Source organism: Oscillospiraceae bacterium NTUH-002-81, assembly GCA_032620915.1.
GTDB lineage: Bacteria > Bacillota > Clostridia > Lachnospirales > Lachnospiraceae > JAGTTR01.
Window position 1 is genome coordinate 1,699,356 of the sequence record CP136052.1, and the last position, 13,858, is coordinate 1,713,213.

Sequence of the window (13,858 nt, forward strand, 5' to 3'; positions counted from 1 at the left end):
GCGCAAGCGAGGCATCATGCTGGCATGAATGACGAGCGGCGAATTGGATCATGATAGCTGCAAAGCAGCGTCAAGCACAGAATGTGCGAATCATGATATAATGAGTGCAAAAGAAAAGAAAGATAGGAAATGCAGGGAAGGAGGCCGCCTCATGTCCGAGAGAAATCGGAGGAGACGTACAGAAGATCTGCAGATGTCCGACAGGAGCCGGAGAAGACGGGATGCATATGCGCCGGAGACTTACGGGAACCGGGAGCAGCGGGCACGCCGTCCGCGCCCATCCGGCGGAAAGCGGCGCCGGACATCGAAAGGAAGAATTCCGCGTCCGAAGGGCGCGATGGATTATAACCTGCTGACGGTGATCATTTTCCTTGTCTGTTTTGGACTTGTGATGCTGTACAGCACAAGCTATTATCAGGCACAGCTGAAATTCAATGACGGATTTCATTATTTTAAGAGGCAGGCAATATTCAGCATCCTCAGTATGGGTGCAATGATTTTTGTTTCCAAATTTCACTACAATTTGTGGAAGCGTTTTGCAGCGCTGGCATATCTGGCGGCAGTTTTTTCCGTACTGCTGTTAAAGACGCCGCTGGGCCAGACCAGAGGCGGTGCGACCCGGTGGATCGGGATTACGGAATCCATATCCTTTCAGCCGGCGGAGCTTTGCAAGATCGCGATGATCATTTTTATTCCGTTTATGATCGAGAAGATGGATCGGAAAGCGCAGACGCTGAAAGGCGCCTTGCTGCTCATTGCGCTGGGCGGCCTGGTCAGCTTTCTAATCTGGAAAATCTCCGATAATATGAGTTCCGCCATCATCATTGGCGGTATTGCCGTTGCGGTTGTCTTTATCGTATCCCGGCGGGTATGGCCCTACCTGCTGATGGGCGGCCTGGGCGCTGTTGGTATTGCGGCATTTGTCCATTTTGTCATCAGCGGGATGGAGAACAGTGAGAACTTCCGTTTTCGTCGGGTCATCGCCTGGCTGAATCCGGAAAAATATGCCTCTGACCTGGCGTATCAGACCATGCAGGCGCTGTATGCCATCGGAAGCGGCGGGCTTTTCGGCAAGGGACTGGGCAATAGTACCCAGAAAATGGTGCTTCCCGAGGCACAGAACGATATGATCTTCTCGATCATCTGCGAGGAACTGGGGATTTTCGGCGTGTGTATCGTGATGGTACTGTTTGTCATGCTGCTGTACCGGCTGCTGGTCATTGCGGAAAACGCGCCGGATCTGTACAGCTCCCTCATGGTGACGGGTATTTTTGCTCATATCGCGATCCAGGTGGTTCTCAACATTGCGGTTGTCACCAACACGATCCCCAATACAGGGGTGACGCTGCCGTTTATCAGCTATGGAGGTACCTCCATTCTGTTCCTGATGGCGGAGATGGGACTGGCACTGGGCGTGTCCCGGCGGATTGAGTGGGAATAGGCATCTACATAAAACAGAATAGGAAAATACAGATCCCGGACGGTGGGCAAGAATATGTTTGCCGCCCGGGATTTTGCTGTCCTGTGCGGGCTTTTGTTGACAAGAAAGCGGGAAGCCTTTATCATATAAATGATAAACGATAATCAATATCATAAAATACAGTCAAAAACGGGAGACAAAAGATGAGCATTGATGATGGTGCAGTGAATGCTTTGTATGAAGTGACAGAGCTTCACGTAAAGGATGAGATCATGCGGCGGCTGGAAGCACTGGGGATCACGGAAGGCACAAAGATCCGGATTCTGAACCGGAAGAGAAATGGTGCCTGTATCATCCAGGTGCGGGGAACCCGATGGGCCGTGGGACGGCAGATCGCCCGCGGCATATGGATCAGAGAACAGGAGAGCTTGGGATAAATGGAAAAAGAACTGACAGTGGCGTTTGTGGGCAATCCAAACTGTGGAAAAACGACGCTTTTTAATGCTTTTACAGGTGCGAATCTGAAGGTGGCCAACTGGCCCGGCGTTACGGTGGAGAAGAAGGAGGGAGAGACCTCCTACAAGGGGCATCGCATTCGCCTCATCGATCTTCCAGGCATTTACAGCCTGACCTCCTATTCCATTGAAGAGCGGGTGACGAGAAAATGTGTCATGGAGGACGAGGTGGATGTGGTCATCAATGTGGTGGATGCCTCCTCCCTGGAGCGGAACCTCTATCTGACGATGCAGCTTCTGGAGCTGGGAAAACCGGTGATCCTGGCGCTGAATATGATGGATATTGTAAAAGAACGTGGCATGGAGATCGACATGCACCGTTTGCCGGAGATGCTGGGCGGCATCCCGGTGGTGCCGGTATCTGCCAGAAAACGGACCGGACTGGATGTGCTGATGCATGCGGTGCGTCACCACTATGAGGAAGGCCCCTCCGGGTCCGTGATCTCTTACGGGGAGGCGCTGGAGGAGAAGATCGGGAAGCTGGAAACGGCGTTGGAGGCAGCATCCCCCGGCATCGCCAATCCACGGTGGCATGCCATTAAGTGGCTGGAGCATGATGAGGAAGTGATGCGCAATCATCCGATAGATGTGACGGGCATTGCGGAGCACAGCTATGAAAAAGAGATCATCAACCGGAAATATGCGTACATAGAAGAAATCCTGGAGGAAACGATGTTTTACCGGGATGAGAAAGCGGCGGCCACTGACCGGATCGACCGGTGGATGACCCATCCGGTGTGGGGCGTGCCGATTTTTCTCTGTATCATGGCTTGTGTCTTTTTCCTGACCTTCACGGTGGGAGATCTGTTAAAAGGCGGATTTGAGGCGGCCCTGGCGGTGCTTTCCCATGCTGTTGCCGGTTTTCTGACTTCCGTGGGTGCGGCAGGATGGCTGAATTCTCTCATTGTGGATGGCATTCTTGCCGGTGTGGGCGGGATCCTGACCTTTTTGCCGAATATTTTTATCCTTTTCCTGGCGCTGGCGTTTCTGGAGGACAGCGGCTATATGGCCAGAGTGGCTTATGTCATGGACGGCATCATGGGAAAAGCGGGGCTGTCGGGAAAGGCATTTCTGCCCATGGTGCTGGGCTTTGGCTGTACCGTGCCGGCCATTATGGCAACCCGGGCGCTGGAGACGGAGAAGGACCGGCTGAAAACCATGCTGGTGACACCGTTTATGTCCTGCTCGGCCAGACTGCCGATTTATGTCTTATTTTCGGATATCTTTTTTGAAAAACATGCAGCGCTGGCAGCGTTTTCCATGTATGTCATCGGACTGGCGGCAGCCATTCTCATTGCGCTGACCGTGAACAGACTGGACAAAGGCCAGTCGGAGAACACACTGCTGATCGAACTGCCGGAGTATAAAAGGCCCAATGCCAGAACTATCGCCATCTATGTGTGGGAGAAGGTGAAGGATTACCTGACCAAAGCGGGAACCACGATTTTTCTGGCATCCATCGTGATCTGGTTTTTGCTGAATTTTGGAAGCTCCGGCATGGTTACCGATGTGTCCCAGAGCTTCGGGGCTGTCATCGGACGCTGGATGGAACCTATTATGGCTCCGGCGGGACTGGGACACTGGCAGCTGGGCGTGGCGCTGATCTCCGGTATTTCGGCCAAGGAAGTGGTGGTGTCCAGCTTCTGCGTGCTGTTTGGCATCAACAATGTAAATTCGGCCCAGGGGATGCAGACGCTGGCTGCCAATCTGGCAGCCATGGGATTTGGCGCAAGAAATGCGTATGCCATGATGCTGTTCTGTCTGCTGTACACACCCTGTGCGGCAACCATTGCAACGATCCGAAAGGAGACCTATTCCACCAGATGGACGGTTGGCGTTGTGATCTTTCAGTTGGTATTTGCCTGGATCGCAGCCACGCTGTTTTTCCAGATCAGTGGACTTTTTATCGGATAACGGGTATAATGAGTGTTGAGAAACGCTGGTAATCAGGAGGAAATGATGGCAACCGTGATCATTGGCGGATTGATTATTTTATATGCGGTGTGGGTACTGGTGCGCAGGCACCGGGACCGCAAAGCCGGAAAAATGTGCAGCTGCGGATGCGGCGGCTGTGCGTCCGGCTGTCAGGAGCGCCGCAGCCAGGGAGGCCAGGAAGATGGGGCAGGGAAATAACTGCGAGAGCTGTGCGTATTATCTGTACGATGAAGATTATGAGTGTTATGTGTGTGACATGGATCTGGACGAGGATGAGATGGCCCATTTCATGATGGGAAATTTTTCCCACTGTCCGTATTTCCAGCTGTATGATGAGTATAAGATTGTCAGGAAACAGATGTAGCACCAGTTCAGTTATCCCTCAGGCAGACAGCGTTCATGCTTGCATGAAAAGATGGCTGTTGAGGGACAAGCTGAGCGCAAGAACATGAGCAAAAATTATTTTACCACTTGACATTTCTTTTTTTTTATCTATATACTTTGAATATCAAAATATTAGAAATACAAAACAATAACCAATAAAGGAGAATCATCATGTTAGAGAAAATCAGAGAGATCATTGCAGACCAGTTAAACATTGAGGCGGACACCATCACTGAGGAAACCGCCTTCAAAGAGGATCTGGGTGTGGATTCCCTGGATCTGTTTGAGATCGTCATGGCGTTTGAGGAGGCTTACGGTATCGAGATCCCGTCCGAAGATCTGGAGGGACTGACAACGGTGGGCAGCGTTATGAATTACCTGAAAGAAAAAGGCGCAGAGTAAGCAAAACGGAGGACGAGAACGATGGATACACAGATCACAGAGCTTTTGGGCATCCGTTATCCGATCCTGCAGGGCGGTATGGCCTGGGTGGCGGAGCATCATCTGGCGGCGGCTGTTTCCGCCGCAGGCGGTTTTGGCATTCTGGGGGCGGCAGCGGCTCCGGCGGAGGTTGTCCGGGAGGAAATCCACAGGGTGCGGGAGCTGACAGATCAGCCCTTCGGCGTCAATGTGATGCTCATGAGTCCCCATGCAGCGGAGGTGGCCCAGGTAACGGTGGAGGAAAAGGTGGCAGCAGTCACCACGGGAGCCGGTAACCCGGAAAAATATATGACAGCCTGGAAGGCAGCCGGGGTGAAGGTGATCCCGGTGGTGGCATCGGTGGCGCTGGCCCGGCGGATGGAGCGCTGCGGCGCGGACGCGGTCATTGCGGAGGGCATGGAGTCCGGCGGTCATATCGGCAGTCAGACGACCATGACGCTGGTGCCCCAGGTGGTGGACGCCGTCCACATTCCGGTCGTTGCCGCAGGCGGCATCGGCGACGGAAGAGGTTTTGCGGCAGCTATGATGCTGGGGGCAAAAGGGGTACAGATGGGCACCCGGTTTGTGATCGCCAGGGAATCCATCGTTCATGACAATTACAAGCAGCGTATTTTGAAGGCAAAGGATATTGATTCCGAGGTGACGGGGCTGTCCGGCGGGCATCCCATTCGCAGTCTGCGAAACCAGATGACAAGAGAATACCTGCGTCTGGAAAAAGAAGGGGCATCGATGGAGGAGCTGGAGCTTCTGACGCTGGGATCCCTTCGAAAAGCGGTGCAGGAGGGGGACGTGAAAAACGGAACCGTCATGGCAGGGCAGATCGCGGGTCTGCTGAAAAAAGAGCAGACCTGCCGGGAGATCATAGAAGAAGTGATGGCAGAAGCCGGGACGCTTCTGGGAGGAACAGCAATATGGGAAAAATAGCATTTATCTTTCCGGGACAGGGCGCCCAGTACCCGGGAATGGCAGAAGATTTCTGCGCACAGCGGCAGGAAAGTCGTCTGGTGTTGGATCTGGCGGAGCAGGTGTCCGGGCTGGATATGAAAAAGCTGTTGTTTGACCGGGAGGATCAACGGCTGAACGAGACGGCATACACCCAGATCGCACTGTTGACGGCAGAGCTTGCCATTGCGGAGGCGGTGAAAGCCTGTGGCGTCCGGCCGGATATGACGGCGGGACTGAGCCTGGGAGAATATGCGGCGCTGGTGACAGCAGGGGTATTTTCCATGGCGGATGCCCTGCGCATCGTGCGGAAACGGGGGATTTTCATGCAGGAGGCAGTGCCCACAGGCGGTGCCATGGCTGCGGTACTGGGCCTGGATGGCGCGGTCATTGCAGATATCTGCGAAAAGACACCGGGCATCGTTTCCATCGCCAATGATAACTGCCCGGGGCAGATCGTTATTACCGGAGAAGCGGCGGCGGTGGAGGCAGCCTGTGAGGCGCTGAAAGCTGCCGGAGCCAAACGGTGCATCCCCTTAAAAGTCAGCGGCCCCTTCCACGGCAAACTCATGGAACCGGCGGGAGAACAGCTGGAGCAGGAGCTTTTGCAGGCACAGGTGGGAGAGATACAGCTCCCCTTTGTCAGCAATGTGACGGCAGACTTTGTCACGGACAAAGACGAAATCAGAGGGCTTTTGAAGCGGCAGATTTCTTCTTCCGTGCGCTGGCGGCAGAGCATGGAGCGGATAATCGCAGACGGCGCCGACCTGTTTCTCGAACTGGGGCCCGGCAAAACGCTGAGCGGGTTTTTACGAAAAATCGACCGTAATGTGAAGGTGCTCAACGTAGAAACGATACAGGATCTGGAAAAACTGACGGAGGTGCGGGAATGGAACAGAAAGTAGCGCTGGTGACAGGTGCCAGCAGGGGCATTGGCCGGGCCATCGCCTTGAAACTGGCGGCCCAGGACATGTATGTCATTGTAAATTATGCAAGTTCTGCCGAAAAAGCCCAGGCCGTGCTGGGAGAAATCCGCGCAGCCGGAGGGGATGGCTGCTGTATGGGCTGGGATGTCAGTGATTTTACAGCCACAGAAAATGCCATGAAAGAGATCATCCGCACATGCGGCCATCTGGATGTGGTGGTGAACAATGCGGGCATTACCCGGGACGGCCTGCTGATGAGCATGAAGGAAGAGGATTACGACCGGGTGCTGGATGTGAACCTGAAGGGCGCTTTTTTCGTTATCCGGTTTGCAGCCCGGCAGATGTTAAAACAGAGAAGCGGCCGGATCATCAACATTTCTTCGGTGAGCGGCCGCCTGGGAAATGCCGGACAGGCCAACTACTGTGCCGCCAAAGCGGGACTTCTGGGACTGACGAAATCCGCTGCCCGGGAGCTGGGCAGCCGGGGCATCACAGTCAATGCCATTGCGCCGGGATTTATTGAAACGGAAATGACGGAAGGACTGTCAGAGGAGCTGCGGGCAAAGATGCAGGAGCGCATTCCGCTGGGACACATGGGAACTGCAGAGAATGTGGCGGATGCGGCGGCATTTCTGGCGTCCGATCAGGCGTCCTACATCACCGGGCAGGTGCTGTCCGTGGACGGCGGTATGTATATGTAGACAGAAAGGCAGAAAATATGAGACGAGTGGTAATCACCGGCATGGGCGCCATCACGCCGCTGGGCAACAGTGTGGAGGCGTTCTGGAACGGCATAAAGGAGAAAAAAACAGGCTTCGGGCCTATCACAAAATTTGACACATCGGCGTATAAATGCAGACTGGCGGCGGAAGTGAAGGACTTTGATCCGGCCCTTTCCATGGACAAAAAGGATGCCAGAAGAATGGAGCTTTTCTGTCAGTATGCGGTGGCTGCGGCGAAAGAGGCGTACGGGCAGGCCGGGCTTTCCATGGAAAAGGAGGATGCTTACCGGGTGGGCTGTGCCATCGGCTCCGGTATCGGCAGCCTGCAGACCATGGAGCGGGAACACAGCCGTCTGCTGGAAAAAGGGCCGGGACGGATCCATCCGCTGATGGTGCCCATGATGATTTCCAACATGGCTGCGGGCAATGTTTCCATTCAGCTGGGGCTGAAAGGGAAAAGCATCAATGTGGTGACGGCCTGTGCCACAGGAACGAACAACATCGGGGAAGCGTTTCGGACGATCCAATATGGAGATGCGGATGTGATGCTGGCGGGCGGTACGGAGAGCTGCATTACCCCGGTGGGCATCGGCGGCTTTCAGGCGCTGACGGCGCTGAGTACCAGCGAGGATCCCACACGGTGTTCCCTGCCCTTTGATAAAAACCGCAGCGGGTTTGTCATGGGAGAAGGGGCGGCGGTGCTGGTACTGGAGGAACTGTCCCATGCCCGGGCGCGGGGGGCCCGCATTCTGGCGGAGATCGTGGGCTACGGCAACAGCAGCGATGCCTACCACATCACTTCCCCGGCGGAGGACGGCGCGGGTGCGGCTTATGCCATGTGCCAGGCCATCCGGGACGCCGGGATCACACCGGAGGATGTGACGTACATCAACGCCCACGGAACGGGCACCCACCACAATGACCTGTTTGAGACCCGGGCCATCAAAAAAGCTTTCGGGGCTCATGCAAAGGCATTAAAGATCAATTCCACCAAATCCATGATCGGCCATCTCCTGGGGGCGGCAGGGGCGGCAGAATGCATTGCCTGTGTGAAAGAACTGGAAGAGGGATGGCTGCACCCCACGGTGGGACTGACGGAAACGGAAGAAGAGATGGATCTGGACTATCTGCCGGGCGACGGCGTCCATGCGGATGTCACCTATGCCCTCAGCAATTCTCTGGGGTTTGGCGGACACAATTCCAGTATTTTACTGAAAAAATATGATGCGAAGCAGGAAGGTGGGATGTGAGGATGGATATGCAGCATATTCTGACACTCATTCAGGCGGTGTCGGATTCATCCTTAAGCGGATTTGCCTTGGAAGAAGGGGATTTCCGTCTGTCCCTTTCCCGGGGCGGGCAGCCGTTGACAGGAGCCATTGGAGCCACAGGTCAGTTGGTGCCGGGAAGCCAGGATTATTCGACGGGACAGCATTTGTCCAGTCAGGTGAGCAGTGGAAGTCCTGACCGTTTGGCGGGGCAGCAGGCAGTTGCAAATGGGCAGTCAGCGCCCGGTATGGTCGATTTGGCTGGAACAAAAGCAGAGATAGCTTCCGCTTCCGGCACCTGTGTGAAATCCCCTCTGGTGGGAACTTTTTATGCGTCTGCGGGCCCGGAGGAAGCGCCTTTTGTGTCTGTAGGGGATACGGTGAAAAAAGGCCAGGTGCTGGGCATCGTGGAGGCCATGAAGCTGATGAATGAGATCGAGAGCGAGGCGGATGGCGTGGTGAAAGCCATTTATGTGGAAAATGAGCAGATGGTGGAATACGGTCAGTCCCTGTTTCTCATCGGATAGAAGGAGAAGAAAATGGCAGTACTGCGAATCAAAGAAATTATGGAGCTTCTTCCCCACCGGCAGCCGTTTTTGCTGCTGGATACGGTGGAGGAGCTGGAACCGGGCAAACGGGCAGTGGCGCGAAAATGCGTGACCTACAATGAACCGTTTTTCAACGGGCATTTTCCCCAGGAGCCGGTGATGCCTGGGGTTCTCATCATAGAGGCCATGGCACAGACCGGCGCGGTGGCTGTGCTGTCGCTGCCGGAATATCAGGGAAAAACAGGGTATCTGGGGGGCATCCGTTCTGCCAGATTCCGGGGAAAAGTGGTGCCGGGCGATGTGCTGGTGCTGGAAGTGGAAATGATCCGGCAGAAGGGCCCAGTGGGCATCGGTGCGGCAAAAGCCATGGTAGACGGGAAGATCGTTGCAGAGGCAGAGCTGACTTTCGCCATTGGATAGCGTGTATTACAGGCGTGCAGGCAGGCGGAGAAACGACGGATGCAGAAGCCGGACAGAGAAGGAAGGATATATGAGAAAATGTTTCAGAAAATTTTGATTGCCAACCGGGGAGAAATCGCGGTGCGGATCATCCGCGCCTGCCGGGAAATGGATATCCGCACGGTAGCCGTATATTCGGAGGCGGACCGGGAGGCGCTGCATACCCAGCTGGCGGATGAGGCCATCTGCATTGGCCCGGCACCGGCGAAGGACAGCTATCTGCATATGGAACGCATCTTAAGTGCGGCGGTGGTCAGCGGCGCCCAGGCCATCCACCCGGGCTTTGGCTTTCTGTCAGAGAACAGCAAATTTACCCGGATGTGCGAGGAATGCGGCATCACCTTCATCGGGCCGGATTCCCGGATGATGCTGGAAATGGGGGATAAGTCCCGGGCCAGAGCCACCATGGAAAAGGCCGGGATTCCGGTGATTCCCGGGGGAAAAGCGCCGGTACAGGATGTGGAGGCCGGGAAAATTGAGGCTGCGCACATCGGTTACCCGGTGATGATCAAGGCTGCGCTGGGCGGCGGCGGAAAAGGCATGCGGGTGGCAGAAAACGAGGAGGAATTTACAGAGCGTTTTCAGACGGCCCAGAAGGAGGCACAGGCGGCTTTTGGCGACGGCACCATGTATCTGGAACGGTATATCCGTCACCCACGGCACATCGAGGTGCAGATTCTGGCGGACAGCTTCGGGAATACCGTATATCTGGGCAACCGGGACTGCTCTGTGCAGCGGCGGCATCAGAAGGTGCTGGAGGAAGCACCCTCCCCGGCGTTGAATGACGTTCAGGCAAAAGAAATCGGAGAGACGGCGGTGCGGGCGGCGAAAGCCGTGGGTTATGTGAATGCCGGAACGCTGGAATTTCTGCTGGACGCTTCCGGAGCCTTTTTTTTCATGGAAATGAACACCCGTATCCAGGTGGAGCACCCGGTGACAGAGATGATCACGGGGCTGGATCTCATTCAGGAGCAGATCCGGATTGCGGCCGGGCTGCCGTTGTCGGTACGGCAGGAAGACATTGTCTGCCGGGGGCACGCCATCGAGTGTCGGATCAACGCGGAAGATCCGCAGCATCATTTCCGGCCGTCTCCGGGAACCATTTCCTATCTTTATCTGCCCGGCGGCAGAAATGTGCGCATTGACAGTGCGGTGTATCCGGGCTGTGTGGTGCAGCCCTTCTATGATTCCATGCTGGTGAAAATCATTGTGCACGGGGAAAACCGGCAGGAAGCCATCCGGCGGATGAAGCGGGCACTGGGCGAGGTGGTGCTGGAGGGCATCACGACGAATGTGGATTTTCTTTATGAAATCCTGGAAAACCAGGTGTTTGAGAAAGGCGAGGCAGACACCGGATTTCTGGAAGAGCAGATGGGCATCAAAGGATAACGCAACAGATAAAAGGAAGCAGAAACAATGGCAATACTGAAATTTCGAAAAGGCAATTATATTTCGCTGAAAGGGAGCCGGGCGCAGGAGACGGCGGTAAATGTACCGGACGATCTGTTTATGAAATGCCCGGCCTGCGGAGAAACCTTGTACCGGCCGGACGTGGTGGAGCATGCGTATTGCTGCGGCAAATGCGGCAAATATTTTCGGCTGGGAGCCAGAAACCGTCTGCGGATGGTGCTGGATAAGGGAAGCTTTCAGGCGTGGGATGAGGGCATCCGGGAGCGCAATCCTTTGCAGGATGCGGCATACGGGGAAAAACTGGACAGCCTGAAAGGAAACAGTGGTCTGGATGAAGCGGTGATCACCGGTGTGGGTACCATCGGCGGTATCCGGTGCGCCATTGCCGTGTGGGACACCCGGTTTCTCATGGGAAGCATGGGCACGGTGGCGGGTGAAAAGCTGACCCGGGCCTTTGAGCGGGCCCAGCGGGAGCGGCTGCCCATTGTTGTGTTTGCCTGCTCCGGCGGAGCACGCATGCAGGAAGGGCTGGCCTCCCTCATGCAGATGGCCAAAACATCCGCAGCAGTAAAGCGGCACAGCGAGGCCGGCCTTTTGTACATTTCCGTGCTCACCGATCCCACCACCGGCGGCGTGACGGCCAGCTTTGCCATGCTGGGGGACATTATTCTGGCGGAGCCCGGCGCCCTCATCGGTTTTGCGGGCCCCCGGGTCATCGAACAGACCACCGGACAGAAGCTGCCGGAGGGCTTTCAGCGGGCGGAATTCCTGCTGGAACACGGGTTCGTGGATAACATTGTGGAGCGCCCCCAGCTGAAAGCGACACTGCATCAGCTGCTGCAGATGCATGGATATCCGGAAAACAGCGAATCTGCAAATAATCCGACGGCTGACAAGGCTGCCACTCATGCTGACAGGAAAGTAGATGTGGAAGGAATGGCGTTCGGACAGAAAAAGACAGAGCAAAGAGAGGCCGTATCCTGGGAACGAGCGGAAGCAGAAGGAAAGCGTGATTTCAAAAGAAGACAGGAGAAATGGGAAGCGTGCCAGCGAGAGACAGAACAAAGAATCCAGTGGGAAAAGGCAGCCGCAGATGAAGTTTGGGAAAGCAGTAACGACTTCTTCCCAGAGAAAAAAAGTGCCTGGGAGCGGGTGAAGCTGTCCCGCCGCAAAGACCGGCTGACGGCGTTAGACTATATCAACGGTATTTTTGCGGATTTCACAGAACTGCACGGCGACCGGGGATGCCGGGATGACGCGGCCATTGTGGGCGGCATCGGATTTTTCAACGGCCGTCCGGTGACGGTGATCGGTGTGCAAAAGGGAAAAAATACGAAGGAAAACCTTTGCCGGAATTTTGGCATGCCGTCCCCGGAAGGCTACCGGAAAGCACTGCGGCTTATGCAGCAGGCGGAAAAATTTGGCCGTCCCATTGTTACGTTTGTGGATACGCCGGGTGCTGCCTGCGGCATGGAGGCGGAAGAGCGGGGACAGGGAGAAGCCATCGCCAGAAATCTCCTGGAAATGTCAGCGCTGCGGGTACCGGTGCTTGCCATCATGATCGGGGAAGGCGGCAGCGGCGGCGCCCTGGCGCTGGCTGTGGCCAATGAAGTGTGGATGCTGGAAAATGCTACTTATTCCGTGCTCTCCCCCGAGGGCTTTGCTTCCATCCTGTGGAAGGACAGCCGCCGCAGTGCGGAAGCGGCCGAGCAGATGCGCATGGGAGCCGCCGAATTAAAAGAAATGGGTTTTGTAGAGAAAATCATCCCGGAATACGGCCAGGCCCAGGAAAAGACCCGGGAGCCCATCTGCGCATTCCTGAAAAAAGAGCTGGAACTTTTCTGCCAGCGGTATGAACAGCTGTCACCTGCCATGCTGCCTGTTCAGCGCTATGAACGTTTTCGAAAAATGTAATTGGGAAATGGGCGAGAATGTGGTATACTGTAAAATGCAAAAGAAAAATGAGCGACGTCGAAGACGACATTCATTTTTCTTGCATCAACAGCGAACGAGCAGCCTGCGTCAGCAGGCAGTAAAGCACGTCAGTGCGGGTTCGTGAGATTGATATATAGGGACACGCCTCGATATGAGCATAAAAGGGAAGCGCTAGCTTCACGATATGTGAATGGATAGATATAAAAAACAGGCAGGTGACAGCCGTGTGGATATGGGACAAAAAGCTGATCTACAGCGGGCCGGATAAGGGCCGTTTCTTTCGAATCCGAAAGGCGCTGGAGAAGGATGGCATCAAATATGAAGTGGCAATACAGAATCTGGAATATACGAAGCTTTTGACGCTGCGTCTCCTCGTTGGCAATCTGGGAAAAGAGGAGCCGGATTATAAATACTGGTTTTATATCCACGTCCACAAGAAGGATCAGGAGCGTGCCGAATACTGGGTGAGAAGAACACCGTGAGAATCAGAGAGAGAAATCTTCCTGTTCTCACGGTGTTTTTTTGTATGATAGGAAATTGCGTCTTATCACACAAAAAGCGCTCCGCGAGATCGCACTGCGGCGGTACTGAATTATGTTGCAAATGCGACCCACCGCAAGCGGAGAATCCGGCAGTGTAGGATTCTTTTTTATAATGTTGATATTCAACTGCTCTTAACTCAAATATTGCATCTTAACTTAAAAAGAGTTATAATACAGAAAAAAGAGTTAAGATTGCAGGTGATGATATGGAATATCTCAATAAAGTTCTTGGAATCAAGGTTATCTATGAGGATGTGGACTTTAAGCACTTACCCAATTTTATAGCCACAAGGTATCGCTTACAGATGGTTTCTATGAATGAGCAGAAGATGATTTTTCTTTATCCCAAGACAGAACTGGAGCAGATTGAAGTGTTGAAAAAGCATATTGCCCGGATACAGAAAAAATGAG

At 54.6% G+C, this 13,858-nt stretch carries 16 protein-coding genes; all 16 read left to right on the forward strand.

Going from position 1 to position 13,858, the window contains the following annotated elements; all coding sequences use genetic code 11:
• The first annotated feature begins 151 nt into the window (after positions 1–151).
• The 16 genes from RJD28_08055 to RJD28_08130 all read left to right on the forward strand — a co-directional run bounded on the left by RJD28_08055 (position 152) and on the right by RJD28_08130 (position 13,857).
• Positions 152–1,441: a putative peptidoglycan glycosyltransferase FtsW gene (locus RJD28_08055; GenBank protein ID WNV59403.1), complete on the forward strand. Its 1,290-nt coding sequence runs from the start codon at positions 152–154 to the stop codon at positions 1,439–1,441.
• Between the two features lie 182 nt (positions 1,442–1,623).
• Positions 1,624–1,857, forward strand: a complete 234-nt coding sequence (locus tag RJD28_08060) for a FeoA family protein (GenBank protein ID WNV59404.1) — start codon at positions 1,624–1,626, stop codon at positions 1,855–1,857.
• Positions 1,858–3,849, forward strand: coding sequence for a ferrous iron transport protein B (gene feoB / locus RJD28_08065; GenBank protein ID WNV59405.1), 1,992 nt, complete (start codon positions 1,858–1,860; stop codon positions 3,847–3,849).
• 42 nt (positions 3,850–3,891) lie between these two features.
• A complete protein-coding gene (locus RJD28_08070; protein ID WNV59406.1) occupies positions 3,892–4,068 on the forward strand; it encodes a FeoB-associated Cys-rich membrane protein in 177 nt (58 codons plus the stop codon).
• Complete coding sequence (locus RJD28_08075) at positions 4,052–4,234, forward strand: DUF6472 family protein (GenBank protein ID WNV59407.1); 183 nt, start codon at positions 4,052–4,054, stop codon at positions 4,232–4,234. The genes RJD28_08070 and RJD28_08075 overlap by 17 nt, the downstream gene beginning before the upstream one ends.
• Positions 4,235–4,425: 191 nt before the next feature.
• Positions 4,426–4,656 carry an acyl carrier protein gene (gene acpP, locus RJD28_08080; protein WNV59408.1) on the forward strand — a complete coding sequence of 77 codons (231 nt, stop codon included), beginning with the start codon at positions 4,426–4,428 and terminating at the stop codon, positions 4,654–4,656.
• A 21-nt stretch (positions 4,657–4,677) separates the two neighbouring features.
• On the forward strand, positions 4,678–5,619 hold the full coding sequence (gene fabK, locus RJD28_08085) for an enoyl-[acyl-carrier-protein] reductase FabK (GenBank protein ID WNV59409.1): 942 nt from the start codon (positions 4,678–4,680) through the stop codon (positions 5,617–5,619).
• Positions 5,607–6,542 carry an ACP S-malonyltransferase gene (gene fabD / locus RJD28_08090; GenBank protein ID WNV59410.1) on the forward strand — a complete coding sequence of 312 codons (936 nt, stop codon included), beginning with the start codon at positions 5,607–5,609 and terminating at the stop codon, positions 6,540–6,542. Before fabK ends, fabD begins: the two co-directional genes overlap by 13 nt.
• Entirely contained in the window at positions 6,527–7,264 is a 738-nt protein-coding gene (fabG, locus tag RJD28_08095) for a 3-oxoacyl-[acyl-carrier-protein] reductase (protein WNV59411.1), read from the forward strand. Before fabD ends, fabG begins: the two co-directional genes overlap by 16 nt.
• A 17-nt stretch (positions 7,265–7,281) precedes the next feature.
• Positions 7,282–8,535, forward strand: a complete 1,254-nt coding sequence (fabF, locus tag RJD28_08100) for a beta-ketoacyl-ACP synthase II (protein WNV59412.1) — start codon at positions 7,282–7,284, stop codon at positions 8,533–8,535.
• A gap of 2 nt (positions 8,536–8,537) precedes the next feature.
• The gene (gene accB, locus RJD28_08105) at positions 8,538–9,080 is read left to right on the forward strand and encodes an acetyl-CoA carboxylase biotin carboxyl carrier protein (GenBank protein WNV59413.1); all 543 of its coding nucleotides are present in this window, start codon (positions 8,538–8,540) and stop codon (positions 9,078–9,080) included.
• Between the two features lie 12 nt (positions 9,081–9,092).
• Complete coding sequence (gene fabZ / locus RJD28_08110) at positions 9,093–9,521, forward strand: 3-hydroxyacyl-ACP dehydratase FabZ (protein ID WNV59414.1); 429 nt, start codon at positions 9,093–9,095, stop codon at positions 9,519–9,521.
• 78 nt (positions 9,522–9,599) lie between these two features.
• A complete protein-coding gene (locus RJD28_08115) occupies positions 9,600–10,949 on the forward strand; it encodes an acetyl-CoA carboxylase biotin carboxylase subunit (protein ID WNV59415.1) in 1,350 nt (449 codons plus the stop codon).
• 27 nt (positions 10,950–10,976) lie between these two features.
• Entirely contained in the window at positions 10,977–12,884 is a 1,908-nt protein-coding gene (locus RJD28_08120) for an acetyl-CoA carboxylase carboxyltransferase subunit alpha (protein WNV59416.1), read from the forward strand.
• A 245-nt stretch (positions 12,885–13,129) separates the two neighbouring features.
• Complete coding sequence (locus RJD28_08125) at positions 13,130–13,387, forward strand: hypothetical protein (GenBank protein WNV59417.1); 258 nt, start codon at positions 13,130–13,132, stop codon at positions 13,385–13,387.
• A gap of 266 nt (positions 13,388–13,653) precedes the next feature.
• Positions 13,654–13,857: a hypothetical protein gene (locus tag RJD28_08130; GenBank protein ID WNV59418.1), complete on the forward strand. Its 204-nt coding sequence runs from the start codon at positions 13,654–13,656 to the stop codon at positions 13,855–13,857.
• Position 13,858 lies beyond the last annotated feature (1 nt).

What these genes read in the sequence shown, in the direction of transcription:
- fabG (WNV59411.1), top strand. Translation starts at nt 6,527, where the DNA reads ATGGAACAGAAAGTAGCGCTGGTGACAGGTGCCAGCAGGGGCATTGGC.
- feoB (WNV59405.1), top strand. Translation starts at nt 1,858, where the DNA reads ATGGAAAAAGAACTGACAGTGGCGTTTGTGGGCAATCCAAACTGTGGA.
- RJD28_08055 (WNV59403.1), top strand. Translation starts at nt 152, where the DNA reads ATGTCCGAGAGAAATCGGAGGAGACGTACAGAAGATCTGCAGATGTCC.
- RJD28_08130 (WNV59418.1), top strand. Translation starts at nt 13,654, where the DNA reads ATGGAATATCTCAATAAAGTTCTTGGAATCAAGGTTATCTATGAGGAT.
- fabZ (WNV59414.1), top strand. Translation starts at nt 9,093, where the DNA reads ATGGCAGTACTGCGAATCAAAGAAATTATGGAGCTTCTTCCCCACCGG.
- fabD (WNV59410.1), top strand. Translation starts at nt 5,607, where the DNA reads ATGGGAAAAATAGCATTTATCTTTCCGGGACAGGGCGCCCAGTACCCG.
- RJD28_08075 (WNV59407.1), top strand. Translation starts at nt 4,052, where the DNA reads ATGGGGCAGGGAAATAACTGCGAGAGCTGTGCGTATTATCTGTACGAT.
- accB (WNV59413.1), top strand. Translation starts at nt 8,538, where the DNA reads ATGGATATGCAGCATATTCTGACACTCATTCAGGCGGTGTCGGATTCA.
- RJD28_08060 (WNV59404.1), top strand. Translation starts at nt 1,624, where the DNA reads ATGAGCATTGATGATGGTGCAGTGAATGCTTTGTATGAAGTGACAGAG.
- RJD28_08070 (WNV59406.1), top strand. Translation starts at nt 3,892, where the DNA reads ATGATGGCAACCGTGATCATTGGCGGATTGATTATTTTATATGCGGTG.
- acpP (WNV59408.1), top strand. Translation starts at nt 4,426, where the DNA reads ATGTTAGAGAAAATCAGAGAGATCATTGCAGACCAGTTAAACATTGAG.
- RJD28_08120 (WNV59416.1), top strand. Translation starts at nt 10,977, where the DNA reads ATGGCAATACTGAAATTTCGAAAAGGCAATTATATTTCGCTGAAAGGG.
- fabF (WNV59412.1), top strand. Translation starts at nt 7,282, where the DNA reads ATGAGACGAGTGGTAATCACCGGCATGGGCGCCATCACGCCGCTGGGC.
- fabK (WNV59409.1), top strand. Translation starts at nt 4,678, where the DNA reads ATGGATACACAGATCACAGAGCTTTTGGGCATCCGTTATCCGATCCTG.
- RJD28_08115 (WNV59415.1), top strand. Translation starts at nt 9,600, where the DNA reads ATGTTTCAGAAAATTTTGATTGCCAACCGGGGAGAAATCGCGGTGCGG.